This is a genomic window from Bradyrhizobium sp. GW821-FHT12B03 (genome assembly GCF_058807535.1).
On the sequence record NZ_JBXAQU010000005.1, the window covers coordinates 302,081 to 317,635 of the forward strand.

Consider the following 15,555-nt stretch of genomic DNA (forward strand, 5'->3'; position numbering starts at 1 on the left):
AATCAAATCGTGTCCGGCCCGTTGCCTCCGCATTCGCCACAAATGTGGCGTCCATGCTAGAAGCGGCCCGGGGATTTGCGTTGAATCGGGGTTTGCTCAGATGAGTTCCAAAGGGTCGGCACCTGCCAAGGCAGGCTTGCGCGTCGGCGTCATCGGCGCTGGCGTAATGGGCAGCAACCACGCGCGCGTGCTCGCGGGGTTGCCCGGCGTCACCCTCGTCGGCGTGGTCGATCCCTCGCCGGCGCACCTGACGCGCACCACCGAGCTTGCCAGCTGCCAGGGCTTCGAGACCATCGACCAGCTCTTCGCCGCCGGCGTCGATGCCGTCACCATCGCAGCGCCCACCCATCTGCATCACGAGGTCGCGCTCGCCTGCATCACCAAGAACATCCACGTGCTGGTCGAGAAGCCGATCGCCTCCACGGTCGCGGAAGGCCGCGAGATCGTCGCCGCCGCACAGAAGGCCGGCGTGACGCTGATGGTCGGCCATGTCGAGCGCTTCAATCCGGCGGTCGCCGCCGTCAAGCAGGCGATCGCAGGCGAGGACATCCTCTCGATCGCGATCACCCGCGTCGGCCCGTTCCCGCCGCGCATGTCCAATGTCGGCGTCGTCATCGATCTCGCCGTGCATGACATCGACCTGATCCGCTGGTTCACCGAATCCGACATCGTCGAGGTGCAGCCGCAATTGTCGAGCGCGGTCGCCGAGCGCGAGGACATCGCGCTCCTGCAGTTCCGCACCGCCAACGGCGTGCTCGCCCACATCAACACCAACTGGCTGACGCCGTTCAAGGCGCGCAGCGTCACGGTCGCGACCCGCGGCAAATACGTGATGGGCGATCTCTTGACGCGCCAGGTCACCGAATGTTTCGGCTTCAAGCCGGATGGCAGCTACTCGATGCGGCATCTGCCTGTCGGCCATGACGAGCCGCTCCGCGCCGAGCTGATCGCGTTCCTCAGGGCCGTGCGCTATGGCGAGACGCCCGCGGTCACCGGCGACGAGGGCGTTGCCAGCCTCGAGATCGCCACGCAGTGCCTGGAGACGCCTTCGCGTCCCGCCGCCACGTCGCCCGCCCGCAAGGGTCCGCGCCGCATCGCCGGCTGATCCCTTTCCATGTCGGCCTCTCCAACTTCGCAAGACAATCAGCAAGGCGCCAAGAATCAGGCCATGAACCAGCATCTGCGCTCCGAACCCATTCCCTTCATCGACGTCGGCTCGCAGCGCCGCCGGCTCGGCGACGCGCTCGATGCCGCAGTCAAGCGCGTGCTCGATCATTGCCAGTTCGTCAACGGCCCCGAAGTCGCCGAGCTCGAGAAGCAGCTTGCGGCGTATAGCGGCGCCAAGCACGTCATCGGCTGCGCCAGCGGCACCGACGCGATCCTGATGGTGATGATGGCGAAGAACGTCGGTCCCGGCGATGCCGTGCTGTGTCCGTCCTTCACCTTCATCGCAACCGCCTCGCCGGTGGCGCGGACCGGCGCGACGCCTGTTTACGTCGACGTCGATGAAGCGACCTTCAACATGAGCCCGGAATCGCTGAAGCGCGGCATCGCGACCGCCCGCAAGGCCGGCCTCAAGCCCGTCGCGGTCATTCCGGTCGACCTGTTCGGTCAGCCCGCCGATCACGATGCCATCGCCGAGATCGCCCGGGCCGAAGGCCTGTTCGTGCTCGACGATGCCGCGCAGGGTTTTGGCGCGAGCTACAAGGGCCGCAAGCTCGGCACCTTCGGGCTCGCCACCGCGACCAGCTTCTTCCCGGCCAAGCCGCTCGGCTGCTTCGGCGACGGCGGCGCGATCTTCACTGATGACGACGAACTCGCCGCGACGCTGCGCAGCATCCGCGTGCACGGGCAGGGCGTGGACAAATACGACAACGTCCGCCTCGGCCTGACCGGCCGGCTCGACACCATGCAGGCCGCGATCCTGATCGAGAAGCTGAAGATCTTCGACGACGAGATCGCCGCCCGCAACAGGGTCGCCGAGCGCTATGCGCGTGGCCTGTCGAATGTCGTGACCGTGCCGCGCGTGACGCCGGGCAATACCTCGGTCTGGGCGCAGTACACCATCCGCCTGCCCAAAGGCACCGACCGCGATGGCTTTGCCGCCGCGCTGAAGGCCCAGGGCGTGCCGACCGCGATCTATTACGGCAAGTCGATGCACCAGCAGACCGCCTACAAGCAGTATCCGGTCGCCGAGGGCGGCCTGCCTGCCTGCGAGAGCCTGTCGCAGGACGTCATCAGCCTGCCGATGCATGCCTATCTGACCGAAGCCGACCAGGAGCGAATCATCGCGGCCGTGCGCGGCGCGATCGCGGGCTGATCTTGCTGAGTGACTATTGCGTCTCCCTTCACTTCTCCCTAGAGGCACGGGTCGCCTTTAGCAGTCGTTCTAGGAACGCAGAGGCGAAGTCTCGACCATGACGCAGGCCGAGTGAGCGCTCTCTTCTTTGAGGGTTCTTGACTGCGGAAGCGAAAGAAGCTTCTTGCTGATACGACACAGCCTCCCGTTCTCGATAGCACGAGCGGTGTGGTGCTACGGTCTGTGGTAGGAGAGTAGCTAGGCGATTAATAGCGCCGCGCTCTGAAACGACATAGTCGCGGTCTTAGGCAACTGTGCTCTCGCAGTGCGGCAGTCGGAGCTATTCGTTCTAGACCGTACTATCCGGGAAGGCACGCTGCCTGACCTTCTCCGTTCAAGAATATCTTCATTTGGCCGTTGCAGCGATCTATTTGGTCGAAGACCTCCTCATTCTGCATGTGCTTTACGGCGTACTCCATGATGGTTCTAACGGACTCAATCTTTCTTCCAAAATCATTCTTGTCCATCCAAGCATGCCGAGGGAACATCCAGATGTGAAAACCATGGGCTGAATCTTCATTCTGAAAAAAATAGACGTCCGATATGCCAAGGACGTCCTTCATGCCTTGCCGAACGAGTCGCTGCACATCCATCAATTCTAGGATTTCTTCGTTGCTAAAATCGATGATGGAACGACAGGGCTTTACGGAACTAACTATGTAAAAGGCCGGAATAGGGACTTCCCAGTCTTGCGCGACGCGGAAGTGAGCCGTCTTATAGATTACCGCGTTCGGAAAGAGAGCCGACGTGGGCGCTTGTCGAGGGAGGGCGGACATGGCTCAATCATAAGTCCGAACTACGCGGCCAGCAATCCACTTATCAAAGTGTGCCGATAGGTCGAAATTTTCTGATTTCCACACGGAGCTTAGCTTGTTCGTGAGTGCTGACGCGTACGTGACCTTTGCACCCTTTTGAACATCCTGAGTAGCAATCAGGCCATCGGGTAGAATGAGAAAATAAAAGCGGTTGCACTCTTGCCCCCGATGAGAATAGCGGAACTTCACCTTCGGAAAATACACGCGTATTTGCAACAACTGCTTGTCGATGATTTGGGCTTGTGGGCTGATCTGCTTGAAGATGGGGACGGCACGACCTGCGGGGATGGCCCAGGAGATTGCCCAGTCAGAAACTCCAATGTCTTGAAGCAGGGCGGCCATTCCTACCAGCACCTCTTGGTTCAGGTTGCTCACCGTTGTGAGAACGCGGACCTTGATACCCCGCTCTAGGCACAGCTTTATCGCGCGAATGGCCTCATCAAACGCATTGCCTCTGCCGTGTTTGCTTGGGCGGAGTTTGTTGTTGAGTGCCGCTGTCGGCGCGTCGAGGCTGATCTCTATACGAGTGCAAGAGCGCAACGCTTCAATGTTGTCCTCGGTTAGATATGTCCCGTTAGTGCCGACCACGACGCTTATGCCCTTTGTGGTAAGCGCCTGTACAACCTGTGGCAAATGGGGCAGCAGCAGAGGCTCCCCACCTGAAATAACAACGCGCATAATGCCGGCGTCCCCCATCGCGTCTATAACACGCAGGCATTCTGGCAGCGTTAGCGTACCCTTGGGAAGTTCCTCCGCATTGCCGTAGCAGTAAATGCATTCCTGGTTGCAGCCTCCGATAATCACCCACCCTACGCCAATGGGAGTGGATGGGATCGGCTTTACACCTGCGCGAACGACCGCACTAAATTCGTCTTTCTCTTGATCATAAAGAATTTGCCCCCAGCTCTCGATCCTTGCTTTTTGAACAGTAATTGTTTTCTTTGGCGCCTCTTTTGTGCGAAGAACGGTGAGCAGGTCCTTGAATCCCGATTGGATGCCTTCGCTCGTATCAGGCTCGGGACAAAGACCGAACTCCTGAAGCCGACGCTTTGCCGCGGCCTTGCTGACACCGCAGGCGTTCGCGAGAGCGTTGTAGTCGGGAAACTTTCGAACCAGCCACTCCGGCAACAGAAAATGGACTGCGAACCGGTTAGCTTGACGCTCACTCGTAGCGAGGAAGACGCGCCTAGTGCTCTCGCGAGGCGATTTGCCGTCAGGACTAGTCAGATAGGGGAGGTGAAATCTCAGGTGCCCGAATTCATGGGCAAGCGTGAAACGCATGCGTTCATCATCGTCCCACGCCCGAGCATAGCTGAGATCTGACAGGACTATTCTGGGCGGATTGTTGGCGACATAAGCCTCGACGTCGCCCATTTGCTCGGCCGGATCGATGTGGAGCACACAGTCCGGATAGAGCTTTGGAATCCCTAATTCCAATATTTCGACCATGGGAAGCCGTATTGTCTCGGCATGTCCCAGGTCCGCTCGCATCTGGAGCGCGGCCCGCTTGATATCCTCATCTGCGATGTCTGGGATGAATACCATCAGTGTCGCCCATTTGCCTCGTACTTGAATGGCTGCATGGGAACGACCTTGGCCTCAGACGATGCCAGTCTTAGGAGCTCATTTGATTCCGTCTCTGTGAGATGCAGCCAACCCGTGAATTTGAGGACGTAGCCTGATGGAACGGAGGCCTTGCCCCTCTCCACTGCCGAGATAAATGCCACCGAACAGCCGAAATTAGAGGCCTGATGGGCCATAACTTTCTGCAGCCGGAGCCTATATTGCCGACAAGCGAGACCGAAAGGTGTGAGACCAGAATTCATTTCTTGGCCCATCTATAGTGCCAAGAAAGCATATGCCAACTACATATGGGGGGTCAACGCCGTGAATTGAAATTTTCAACTAGTCCACAGCTCCGTCGCTAGCGCGGGTGCGGGACTGGCGCCAAGTCCATCTATGTGGGTGTCGACGAAGCGACCTTCAACATGAGCCCGGAATCGCTGAAGCGCGGCATCGCGACCGCCCGCAAGGCCGGCCTCAAGCCCGTCGCGGTCATTCCGGTCGACCTGTTCGGCCAGCCCGCCGATCACGATGCCATCGCCGAGATCGCCCGGGCCGAGGGCCTGTTCGTGCTCGACGATGCCGCGCAGGGTTTTGGCGCGAGCTACAAGGGCCGCAAGCTCGGCACCTTCGGGCTCGCCACCGCGACCAGCTTCTTCCCGGCCAAGCCGCTCGGCTGCTTCGGCGACGGCGGCGCGATCTTCACTGATGACGACGAACTCGCCGCGACGCTGCGTAGCATCCGCGTGCACGGGCAGGGCGTGGACAAATACGACAACGTCCGCCTCGGCCTGACCGGCCGGCTCGACACCATGCAGGCCGCGATCCTGATCGAGAAGCTGAAGATCTTCGACGACGAGATCGCCGCCCGCAACAGGGTCGCCGAGCGCTATGCGCGTGGCCTGTCGAATGTCGTGACCGTGCCGCGCGTGACGCCGGGCAATACCTCGGTCTGGGCGCAGTACACGATCCGCCTGCCCAAAGGCACCGACCGCGACGGCTTTGCCGCCGCGCTGAAGGCCCAGGGCGTGCCGACCGCGATCTATTACGGCAAGTCGATGCACCAGCAGACCGCCTACAAGCAGTATCCGGTCGCCGAGGGCGGCCTGCCTGCCTGCGAGAGCCTGTCGCAGGACGTCATCAGCCTGCCGATGCACGCCTATTTGACCGAAGCCGACCAGGAACGAATCATCGCCGCCGTGCGCGGCGCGATTGCGGGCTGATCTTGCTGTCACCTCTCCCGCCTGCGGGAGAGGTCGCCGCGAAGCGGCGGGTGAGGGCTCTCTCCTCTTGGGGATTGTCCCGTTGCGGAGACACCCTCTCCCCAACCCTCCCCCGCGAGCGGGGGAGGGAGCACACCACCGCCGTGGTTTGCACCTAGACCTGATCTCGCGATGCTCTAAAACATCCGCATGCTCGGACGCATCTTCACGGTCGGTGGTTACACGCTGCTCTCGCGGCTGACGGGGTTTGCCCGCGACATCATGCTCGCGGCGATCCTGGGCGCCGGCCCGGTGGCCGACGCCTTCTTCGTGGCGCTGCGGCTGCCCAATCATTTCCGCGCGATCTTTGCCGAGGGCGCCTTCAACGCCGCCTGGGTGCCGGCCTATGCGCATGTCCATGGCGAGAAGGGCGAGGGGGCGGCACGGTTGTTCGCCGACCGCATCTTCACGCTGCTGCTGGCCTCGCAAGTTCTGTTGCTGATCGTCGCCTGGCTGTTCATGCCGCAGGCCATGAGCTTGCTGGCGCCCGGCTTCGGTGAAGACGCCGAGCAGCGCAAGCTCGCGATCGAGCTCACCCGGATCACCTTTCCCTATCTGCTGCTGATCACGCTGGTGACGCTCTATGGCGGCATGCTCAACGTGATGCAGCGCTTTGCCAGCGCCGCGGCCGCCTCGATCTTCCTCAACGTCGCGATGATGATGACGCTGGCGCTGGCCGCCTGGTTTCCCACCGCGGGCCATGCCGCGGCCTGGGGTGTGCTGATCTCCGGCTTCCTGCAATATTTCCTGCTCGCCGGCGATCTCGCCCGCCATGGCGGCCTGCCGCGCTTTGCCCCGCTGAAGCTCGACGAGGACGTCCGCGGCTTCTTTAGGGCGTTGGGACCCGCGACGCTGGGCTCGATGGGCACGCAGGTGGCCATGTTCGCCGACACCATCATTGCGACGTTCCTGCCGGCGGGCGCGCTGTCGGCGCTCTATTACGCGGACCGGCTGTATCAGCTGCCGATCGGCGTGATCGGCATCGCCATCGGCACCGTGCTGCTGCCCGAGATGTCGCGCCGGCTGACGGCCAATGACCCCGACGGTGCGATGAGGTCGCAACGCCGCGCGTTCGATTTCACGCTGCTGTTCTCGGTGCCGTTCGTCGCTGCGTTCATCACCGTGCCTGACGAGATCATGCGCGCCTTGTTTGCCCACGGCGCTTTCTCCAGGGCGGACGCCGCCGCGGCCGGCGCAACGCTCGCGGCCTACGCGATTGCCTTGATCCCGGCCGTGCTGATCCGCAGCGCAGTCGCGACCTTCTATGCGCGCAAGGACACCGCGACGCCCGTCCGCGCCTCGCTGACGGGCATCGCCGTCAACGTCGCGCTGAAGTTCGCATTGATGGGGTCGCTGGCCCAGATCGGTCTTGCGCTGGCGACCGCCGTCGGGATCTGGACCAATCTCCTGCTGGTGCTGTTCTTCGCCGTGCGGCGAGGCTTTCTCGTGCTGGACCGCGCCTGGCTGATGTCGCTCGTCAAATTCTTGCTGACCGGGGTGATCATGGCAGTCGCCTTCTGGCTGATCGCGCACTTCGGCGGCTCTGCGCTGGGCTCGATGCACTTCAAGGACGAATTGATGCTGGCCGTGTTGGCCGTCGGCGGCACGATCGTTTACGCGATCGCGATCCTCGTGCTGTTCGGGCGCAAGTGGCTGGTCTCGCTGGTGCGCGGCTAGTAGCCATCGCGAGGGGTTCGCCTCCAGGATGCAGCCGATCTCCGCACATCTCTTGATTTGGCGTGATCGCTGTGCTATGAGCCGCGCATGATTAAATGCTCGCGCAAAGTAAACTTCAACCACATGACCCGCTTCGGCTGGGCCGTGGAAGGAGTCGTGCGCTAGTAACTCGACGACGACACCTTTTCCACCAGGCCCCGCCGGCATCGGACGGGGCCTTTTGTTTGGCCACGCTCCCTGCCGGCACAACAGCAGGAGCGTACGATGCCACCACAACTGACGGATATCTTACCCGGGATCGAGGGCGACGCCGCAAGGCGCGGCCTCGGCCTCTCGATCGCGTCGGCGAAGAGCGCGGTCGACCAGGCACTGGCAGCACGCCTCAAGGCGTCCGCTGCGGCGCTGGACGACGCCATGTCGGAAAAGGACGTTGCCGGGCCGCCGGCCGCGTCGACGCCAAGCCTCCTCGGCCTGCTCAAGCGCGCCTGGCTTGCGCTGCTGGAGCGGCGCCAGAGCGCGCAGGTCAACTTGCAGGATCTGAGCGACAGAGAGCTGCTGGATATCGGCCTGACGCGCGGCGAGGTCGATTACCTCACGCCGCAGCGAGGGATCGATACGCTGAGAGATAACGCGCGGCATCTTTGGGGCCGTGGAGGGATGTAAATGGCGGATGTTGAAATCCGACGATTGACTGCCGATGATCTGGATTGTCTTCGCGCAATTCGCGCGGAGGCAATTCAGACGCATCCTCAGTCGTTTGGTTCTCCTGAAGAGGACGAAGGCGGCGAGGCGATGATGGCGGCTTATCGCCACTGGCTCAATGGCACGATCCTCGGCGCATTTGGAGGCGGCGGCCTGATCGGAGTCGCGGGCTTTTATGTCCCATCGTACAAGAGATCACAGCATCGGGGGCATATCTTCTCGGTCTACGTAAAGGAGGTTGATCGAGGCAAAGGCGTCGGCGATCGGCTCATCAAGGAGCTTCTCGCGCACGCAAGGTCGCGCGTGGAACAGGTGCATCTTTCCGTGGTGTCAACATCAGCCGCCGCAATCAAGACCTACAAACGCAATGGGTTTGAGATTTACGGCACTGATCCTCGTGTCGTTCGCATCGGTGATGCGACGTATGACAATCACCTGATGATGAAGAGATTCAGCGACTAGCTTCGGTGAAGGCGGTAGGCTTCAGACATGATTCCGTTTCTCGGACGATTGAACGGCGCGACGAACATGCTTGTTGCCGGCTGCGGCGGTGGCTTCGACGTCTTCGCCGGGGTCCCGCTCGCGCAGCATCTGATGTCGCGCGGCAAGCAGGTGGTGTTTGCCAGCTTCTCCTTCACGAATTTGTGGCTGTGCGGCGGTGAGCGTATCGGGGAGACGGTTTGGCGCGTCGATCAGCGCGCCGCCGAGATTCCGTACTTTCCGGAGAAATGGCTGGCCGAATGGCTCGGCCGCCACGAGCAGCTCGTGCCGATCTACGCCTTTGCCAAGAGCGGCGTTCGTCCACTTGCAGCGGCGTATCGCGCGATCATCGAACGCCATGACATCGACACGGTGATCCTGGTCGATGGCGGAACGGACAGTCTCGTGTTCGGCGACGAGCCCGGTGTCGGCAGCGTCGTCGAGGATGCGGTATCGCTGGTCGCCGCCGATCAGGCCGCGGGTGAGCGGGTGCTGCTGGCTGCAATCGGATTCGGCGTGGATCACTACCACGGTGTTTCGCACCATGCATTCCTGGAGAACGTCGCCCAGCTGATTCGGGACGGCGGGTTTCTCGGCACGTTTTCGCTGTCGCAGGGCAGTGAGGAGGCAGATGCCTTCCTTGATCTGGTTGACTACGCCAATCAGCGTCAGCCGCAGCACCCGAGCATCGTCTGCAATTCGATCGCCAGTGCACTGCGGGGCGAGTTCGGCAACTATCATGCCACCAACCGGACCAGCGGGAACGACCTCTTCATCAATCCGCTGATGACGCAGTACTGGACCTTCCGGTCCTCGGCGGTGGTGCGTCGCATGGCCTATGCGGGCCAGTTGGCCGAGACCGAACGCCTCGAGGACGTTCGCAGGATCATCGATCTTCACAGGGAAATGAGTGAGCTGCGGCCGTTCCGTCCCATCCCGCTCTGAAACGCCGGGGTGCCGGACAATTTTTCGCGGACCGTGCCGGCCTAATCCCGTTTGCCTTGCCACTTTTTCCACGGCAATATGCGGCAAAACAACCATGAGGACGGGACAAGAAAATGGCGGCTCCCATCAAGTTCGGCGTTGGCCAAAGCGTGCTGCGCAAGGAGGATGACGCGCTCATCCGCGGCAAGGGCCGCTATACCGACGATTACGCGCCGCAGGCCGCGCTTCGCTGCCTGGTGCTGCGCTCGCCGCATGCGCATGCCAAATACACCATCGATGCGAGCCACGCCCGTGGCTTGCCCGGCGTCGCGCTGATCCTGACCGCTGATGACGTCAAGGACCTCGGCAATCTGCCCTGCCTGTTCAATCTCGAGACCGATCCCTTCACCGGCCCGCCATACCCGATCCTGGCGAAGGATGAAGTGCGCCATGTCGGCGATTCCATCGCCTTCGTGGTCGCCGAGACCATCGACCAGGCCCGCGACGCGATCGAGGCGATCGAGGTCAAATGGAGCCCGCTGCCGGCGGTGACCGGCGTCGTCAACGCCGTGAAGAAGGGCGCAGCCTTGGTCTGGCCGGACAAGGCCGGCAACGTGCTGTTCGACGTCTCGATCGGCGACAAGGCCGCGACCGAAGCCGCCTTTGCCAAGGCGCATGCGGTGGCCGAGATCGCCATCGTCAATCCGCGCGTGGTCGCAAGCTTCATGGAGGCGCGCGCGGCGGTCTGCGAATACGACGCCAAGAACGATCATCTGACGCTGACGGTCGGCAGCCAGGGCAGCCATCGGCTGCGCGACATCCTCTGCCAGAACGTGCTCAAGATTCCGACCGACAAGATGCGCGTGATCTGCCCCGATGTCGGCGGTGGCTTCGGCACGAAGCTGTTCCCTTACCGGGAATATGCCCTGTTGGCGGTCGCGGCAAAGCAATTGAAGAAAACGGTGAAATGGGCGGCCGACCGCACCGAGCATTTCATGGGCGACGCGCAGGGCCGTGACAACGTCACCACCGCGAAGATGGCGCTGACGGAAGACGGCAAGTTCCTGGCGATGGATTGCGACCTGATCGGCGACATGGGCGCCTATCTCTCCACCTTCGGGCCCTACATTCCCCATGGTGGCGCCGGCATGCTGCCGGGCCTCTACGACATCCAGGCCTTCCACTGCCGGGTCCGCACCATCTTCACCAACAGCGTGCCGGTCGATGCCTATCGCGGCGCGGGCCGGCCTGAGGCCGCCTATGTCATCGAGCGCCTGGTCGATGCCTGCGCGCGAAAACTCGACATGACGCCGGACGCCATCCGCCGCAAGAATTTCATCCAGCCGAAGGCGCTGCCCTACAAGACCGCCACGGGCAAGGTCTACGATTCCGGCGACTTCGCCGCGCATCTGAAGCGCGCGATGGAGATCGCCGAGTGGAAGGAATTTGGAAAGCGCGCCAAGGCGGCCAAGAAGAACGGTCTGATCCGCGGCATTGGCCTTGCGAGCTATGTCGAGGTCTGCGGCACCATGGGCGAGGAGACCGCCAATGTGCGGCTCGACCCCAATGGCGACGTCACCGTGCTGATCGGCACGCAGTCGAGCGGGCAGGGCCATCAGACGGCCTATGCGCAGATCGTCGCCGAGCAGTTCGGCGTTGCGCCCGAGCGCGTGCACGTCCACCAGGGCGACACCGACATGATAGCCACGGGCCTCGGCACCGGCGGCTCGGCCTCGATTCCCTCCGGCGGCGTCAGCGTCGAGCGTGCCACGCGCGAGCTCGGGCAAAAGCTGAAGGAGATCGCGGCGCAGGCGCTGGAAGCCAGCGCCGGCGATCTCGAGATCACCGATGGCATCGTGCGCATCGCCGGCACCGACCGTTCGATCTCGTTCGCCGATCTCGCCAAGCGGCCCGGCGTTGATCCCTCGAAGTTGAAAGGCAGCGCGACCTTCGCCAGCGCCGACGGCACCTATCCCAACGGCACCCATGTCGCGGAAGTCGAGATCGATCCGGCGACCGGCATCATCAAGATCGTCAACTACGTGATCGTCGACGATTTCGGCAAGACGCTCAATCCGCTGCTGCTGGCGGGGCAAGTGCATGGCGGCGCCATGCAGGGCATCGGCCAGGCCTTGATGGAGCAGGTGGTCTATGGCGCCACCGACGGGCAGCTCATCACCGCCACCTACATGGACTATGCGCTGCCGCGCGCGGCGGATGGCCCGTCCTTCGTGTTCGAGACCAACAACGTTCCCTGCAAGACCAACCCGATGGGCGTGAAGGGGGCCGGCGAGGCCGGTGCGATCGGCTCCTGTCCGGCGGTGGTCAACGCCATCGTCGACGGCCTCTGGCGCGAATACAAGATCGACCACATCGACATGCCGGCAACCCCGGAGCGGGTGTGGATCGCCATCAACGAGCACCATCGCCGCCACAGCCTGTGATCCCAAGCAAACGCGGAACGCGTTTTGCGGGGCAAACGCGGAACGCGTTTTGCGGGGCAAACGCGGAACGCGTTTCGCGGGCCCAACGAACAATCCAAGGTGCGACGATTTATCGTCGCATCTTGGGTGGAATGAAATCTGCCAAGCGGTGTTGGCCCATTGAGGGGTCGGCACGATCCTGCATCAGGGAAAGGGATTTTGCGAATGAAGCGAGTGTTGGTTGTCGGGGGTGCGCTGCTGCTCGGCATGGGTGCGGTTTGGGCGCAGCAGGACTCCGTCAAGGAGGTCCAGGCCCTCATGAAGGGCAACGGCAAGAATGCCGGCGCGGTGTCGGCGATCGTCAAGGGCGAGAAGCCCTACGACCAGGCCACGGTGGACACCGCCCTAGCGCAGTTCGAGGATACCGCCAAGAAGCTGCCGGCCCTGTTTCCGGACAGCGCCAAGGGCATGAAGCCCGAGGGCGACTACTTCGCCTCGCCGAAGGTCTGGGAGGACAAGGCCGGCTTCGAGGCGAAGATCGCGAGCTTCGCCAAGGTCGTTGCCGAGGCCAAGGGCAAGATCAAGGATCTGGATTCGCTCAAGGCGAATTTCCCCGCCGTCGGCAAGGAATGCGGCGGCTGCCACGAGACGTTCCGTGTGAAGAACGGCTGAGCGGAGCTCGTAGCCCGGATGGAACGAAGCGAAATCCGGGAAGTCTATCCAAGCTGATCGTCCGTCCCGGATTGCGCTACGCTCCATCCGGGCTACAGGCCGATACGAAACGGCGGTTGCGACAGCAGCCGCTTTTTTGTTGCGACAACATCAGGAAATTCTGTTCGCAAGCCCTGACGGATCGCCGCCGGAGCAGCTATCTTCACGCCAACCGCGGCGGCGTTGGCGTGAGCTGTCGGAACCAGCGCATCCGCTTCAGATTGCTTCATCGCCGCGAAGGCTCGAACGCGGCGAGCAACGAAGCAAGAACAGCGAGACAGGCCATGGTGAAACCGTTTCCGTCCAAGACCCACATCGGCAACCATATGCTGCATCCGGAAACGCTGATGCTGACCTATGGCTATGATCCGCAGCTGTCGGAAGGCGCCATCAAGCCGCCGGTGTTCCTGACCTCGACCTTCGTGTTCAGGACCGCCGAGGACGGGCAGGACTTCTTCGATTTCGTCGCCGGCCGGCGCGAGCCGCCGGAAGGCATGGGCGCAGGGCTCGTCTATTCGCGCTTCAACCATCCCAACAGCGAGATCGTCGAGGACAGGCTCGCGGTCTATGAGCGCACCGAGAGCTGTGCGCTGTTCTCCTCCGGCATGGCGGCGATCGCAACCACGATCCTCGCCTTCGTTCGTCCCGGCGACGTCATCCTGCACTCCCAGCCGCTCTATGGCGGGACGGAAACCCTGCTGACGAACACGCTTGCACGCCTGTCGATCGGCGCGGTGGGCTTCGCTGATGGTGTTGATGAAGCGGCGGTCAAGCAGGCCTCGGAGGAGGCGATGGGAAAGGGCCGGGTGTCGATGATCCTGATCGAGACCCCGGCCAATCCGACCAACGGCCTGGTGGACATCGCGATGATCCGCCGCATCGCCGACGCGGTCGGAAAGGCCCAGGGACACACGCCGATCATCGCCTGCGACAATACGCTGCTCGGGCCGGTGTTTCAGCGACCGATCGAGCACGGCGCGGATCTTTCGCTGTACTCGCTGACGAAGTACGTCGGCGGCCACTCCGACCTGATCGCGGGCGCCGCGCTCGGCTCGAAGGCGATCATGAAGGGCATCAAGGCGCTGCGCGGCGCCATCGGCACCCAGCTCGATCCGCATTCCTGCTGGATGATCAACCGCTCGCTCGAGACGCTGAGCCTGCGGATGGAAAAGGCCGATGCGAACGCGCGCCTCGTGGCGGACTACCTGCGCGACCACGACAAGGTGGCGAAAGTCCACTATCTCGGGCACCATGAGGAGGCTTCGCCGGCCGGGCGTGTCTTCGCAAGGCAGTGCCTGGGGGCGGGCTCCACGTTCTCGTTCGACATCGTCGGCGGCAAGGAAGCCGCGGTCAAATTCCTCAACGCGCTGCAAATCCTCAAGCTGGCGGTGAGCCTTGGCGGCACGGAATCGCTGGCCAGCCTGCCAGCGACGATGACCCATTCCGGCGTTCCCGCCGACATCCGCCAGAAGATCGGCGTGCTCGATTCCACGATCCGCCTGTCGATCGGCATCGAGCATCCGTCGGATCTGATCGCCGATCTCGGGCAGGCGCTGCACGCGGCCTGAGCGCGGCGCTCAAAGTGGATTCGACGTGCGGCATGCCGAGATGATGGCTACGGCGGCCTCGTTGGCCTGTGCGCCCGAGAGCTGCCGCACCAGGCAGACATAATAGCCCTTGCTGGATGCGTTCAGCAGAGAGTCGCCGTTGACCGCGAGCCAGTTGCAGGCGGAACGGATGTACTGCACGGCCAGCGGCGATCGCGTGTCGCGGATGGCGGACAGCTCGCATTGAGCCTGCCTTTCCATGTCGGTCTGTGCGACGACCGGTCCGGAGACCGAGAGAACGGTTGCGGCAACGACAATGCCCGCCAGAATCTGCGATGGTGCGTGAGCAGGCTTCCGGCAGGCCCCTTGGGGCGATAATTTGCCGGAGAAGGCGGGATCAATCTCGTAGGGAGTGGTCATCTTGCGCCTCGTTGCTCTGGAGGCGATCATAAGGCGTCAGGTTGATGGCACAATGGTGGGTGTCGTCGCACAGCTAACTGAGGCTTTGAACTTCAGCCGGAATCGAAAAGGCCGGACGCCCCCTCAAGCGCCCGGCCTTTCCGCAGCGAAGCAGCCTTGTCGCCTACTTCGTCACCTGACCGCGGATCTCGCCGCCAGGGTTCGCCGCGGTGTGGATGTTGACGTAGAGCTTGCCGGCGAGCAGATCGGCGGCCTGCGCGTCGGTCAGCGTTGCAGAACCCTCGGCCGGGCTCGACGTCGCATTCGGGATCGCAACCGCAACGCCGGCGTTCTTGCCGGCCTCGGCGGGCCCGTGGAAATGAGCGGCGGTGGCGGGGCCGGAGAGGCCCGAATAGGTCAGCTTCCAGGAGAGCTTCTTGCTCGCGGCGTCATAGTCCAGATCGGCCGTTCCGGTGGCGCTGCTGGTGGTGGCGGGCACTTCGGACTTGCCGTCCAGCACAGCCTTCAGCTTCTCCGCGCTGGCCGGGGCGGCGAACGCGACGGCAGCTCCGAGTGCCAGCGTGGCAAAAAGGGCTCTGTTCATGGGTCTCTCCCTGTTGACGTCTGATTGCTGTCAATCTCCAAACAGTACGCCTTTCAGTTTATTCCCGCATTACAGCCGGACCATCTAAA

The 15,555-nt window shown here is 62.7% G+C and carries 14 protein-coding genes and 1 pseudogene; 10 read left to right on the plus strand and 5 right to left on the minus strand.

Annotated elements, in window-relative coordinates; translation table 11 throughout:
• Window positions 1-100: 100 nt before the first annotated feature.
• Window positions 101-1,105: a Gfo/Idh/MocA family oxidoreductase gene (locus AC1RUR_RS12960; RefSeq protein ID WP_492844458.1), complete on the plus strand. Its 1,005-nt coding sequence runs from the start codon at window positions 101-103 to the stop codon at window positions 1,103-1,105.
• Window positions 1,106-1,168: 63 nt separating this feature from the next.
• Window positions 1,169-2,320, plus strand: a complete 1,152-nt coding sequence (locus AC1RUR_RS12965) for a DegT/DnrJ/EryC1/StrS family aminotransferase (RefSeq protein ID WP_492844460.1) — start codon at window positions 1,169-1,171, stop codon at window positions 2,318-2,320.
• A gap of 338 nt (window positions 2,321-2,658) precedes the next feature.
• Here AC1RUR_RS12965 and AC1RUR_RS12970 read toward each other — a convergent pair whose 3' ends face one another.
• Entirely contained in the window at window positions 2,659-3,135 is a 477-nt protein-coding gene (locus AC1RUR_RS12970) for an HIT family protein (RefSeq protein WP_492844462.1), read from the minus strand.
• A 3-nt stretch (window positions 3,136-3,138) separates the two neighbouring features.
• A complete protein-coding gene (locus AC1RUR_RS12975; RefSeq protein WP_492844464.1) occupies window positions 3,139-4,719 on the minus strand; it encodes a radical SAM protein in 1,581 nt (526 codons plus the stop codon).
• 395 nt (window positions 4,720-5,114) lie between these two features.
• Between AC1RUR_RS12975 and AC1RUR_RS12980 the strand changes: the two are divergent.
• The 7 genes and pseudogenes from AC1RUR_RS12980 to AC1RUR_RS13010 all read left to right on the plus strand — a co-directional run.
• A pseudogene (locus AC1RUR_RS12980) lies at window positions 5,115-5,960 on the plus strand (DegT/DnrJ/EryC1/StrS family aminotransferase); the annotation flags it as partial.
• 189 nt (window positions 5,961-6,149) lie between these two features.
• The gene (murJ, locus tag AC1RUR_RS12985) at window positions 6,150-7,676 is read left to right on the plus strand and encodes a murein biosynthesis integral membrane protein MurJ (protein WP_492844465.1); all 1,527 of its coding nucleotides are present in this window, start codon (window positions 6,150-6,152) and stop codon (window positions 7,674-7,676) included.
• 264 nt (window positions 7,677-7,940) lie between these two features.
• Window positions 7,941-8,339 (plus strand): DUF1127 domain-containing protein, encoded by a 399-nt coding sequence (locus AC1RUR_RS12990; RefSeq protein WP_492844467.1) that lies wholly within the window; start codon window positions 7,941-7,943, stop codon window positions 8,337-8,339.
• Window positions 8,340-8,840, plus strand: coding sequence for a GNAT family N-acetyltransferase (locus AC1RUR_RS12995; protein ID WP_492844469.1), 501 nt, complete (start codon window positions 8,340-8,342; stop codon window positions 8,838-8,840).
• A gap of 27 nt (window positions 8,841-8,867) precedes the next feature.
• A complete protein-coding gene (locus AC1RUR_RS13000; RefSeq protein ID WP_492844471.1) occupies window positions 8,868-9,803 on the plus strand; it encodes a DUF1152 domain-containing protein in 936 nt (311 codons plus the stop codon).
• Window positions 9,804-9,916: 113 nt separating this feature from the next.
• Window positions 9,917-12,226 (plus strand): xanthine dehydrogenase family protein molybdopterin-binding subunit, encoded by a 2,310-nt coding sequence (locus AC1RUR_RS13005; protein WP_492844473.1) that lies wholly within the window; start codon window positions 9,917-9,919, stop codon window positions 12,224-12,226.
• 204 nt (window positions 12,227-12,430) lie between these two features.
• Complete coding sequence (locus tag AC1RUR_RS13010) at window positions 12,431-12,877, plus strand: c-type cytochrome (protein WP_492844475.1); 447 nt, start codon at window positions 12,431-12,433, stop codon at window positions 12,875-12,877.
• Window positions 12,878-12,969: 92 nt separating this feature from the next.
• Here AC1RUR_RS13010 and AC1RUR_RS13015 read toward each other — a convergent pair whose 3' ends face one another.
• Window positions 12,970-13,146 (minus strand): hypothetical protein, encoded by a 177-nt coding sequence (locus AC1RUR_RS13015; protein WP_492844477.1) that lies wholly within the window; start codon window positions 13,144-13,146, stop codon window positions 12,970-12,972.
• Window positions 13,147-13,200: 54 nt separating this feature from the next.
• On the opposite strand from AC1RUR_RS13015, the gene AC1RUR_RS13020 reads away from it, so the two are divergent.
• Window positions 13,201-14,484 carry a cystathionine gamma-synthase family protein gene (locus tag AC1RUR_RS13020; RefSeq protein ID WP_492844478.1) on the plus strand — a complete coding sequence of 428 codons (1,284 nt, stop codon included), beginning with the start codon at window positions 13,201-13,203 and terminating at the stop codon, window positions 14,482-14,484.
• 9 nt (window positions 14,485-14,493) lie between these two features.
• Here AC1RUR_RS13020 and AC1RUR_RS13025 read toward each other — a convergent pair whose 3' ends face one another.
• Both AC1RUR_RS13025 and AC1RUR_RS13030 read right to left on the minus strand, forming a co-directional pair.
• Window positions 14,494-14,883 (minus strand): VF_A0006 family four-cysteine protein, encoded by a 390-nt coding sequence (locus tag AC1RUR_RS13025; RefSeq protein WP_492844480.1) that lies wholly within the window; start codon window positions 14,881-14,883, stop codon window positions 14,494-14,496.
• Window positions 14,884-15,046: 163 nt separating this feature from the next.
• Window positions 15,047-15,466 carry a CHRD domain-containing protein gene (locus tag AC1RUR_RS13030; RefSeq protein ID WP_492844482.1) on the minus strand — a complete coding sequence of 140 codons (420 nt, stop codon included), beginning with the start codon at window positions 15,464-15,466 and terminating at the stop codon, window positions 15,047-15,049.
• Window positions 15,467-15,555 lie beyond the last annotated feature (89 nt).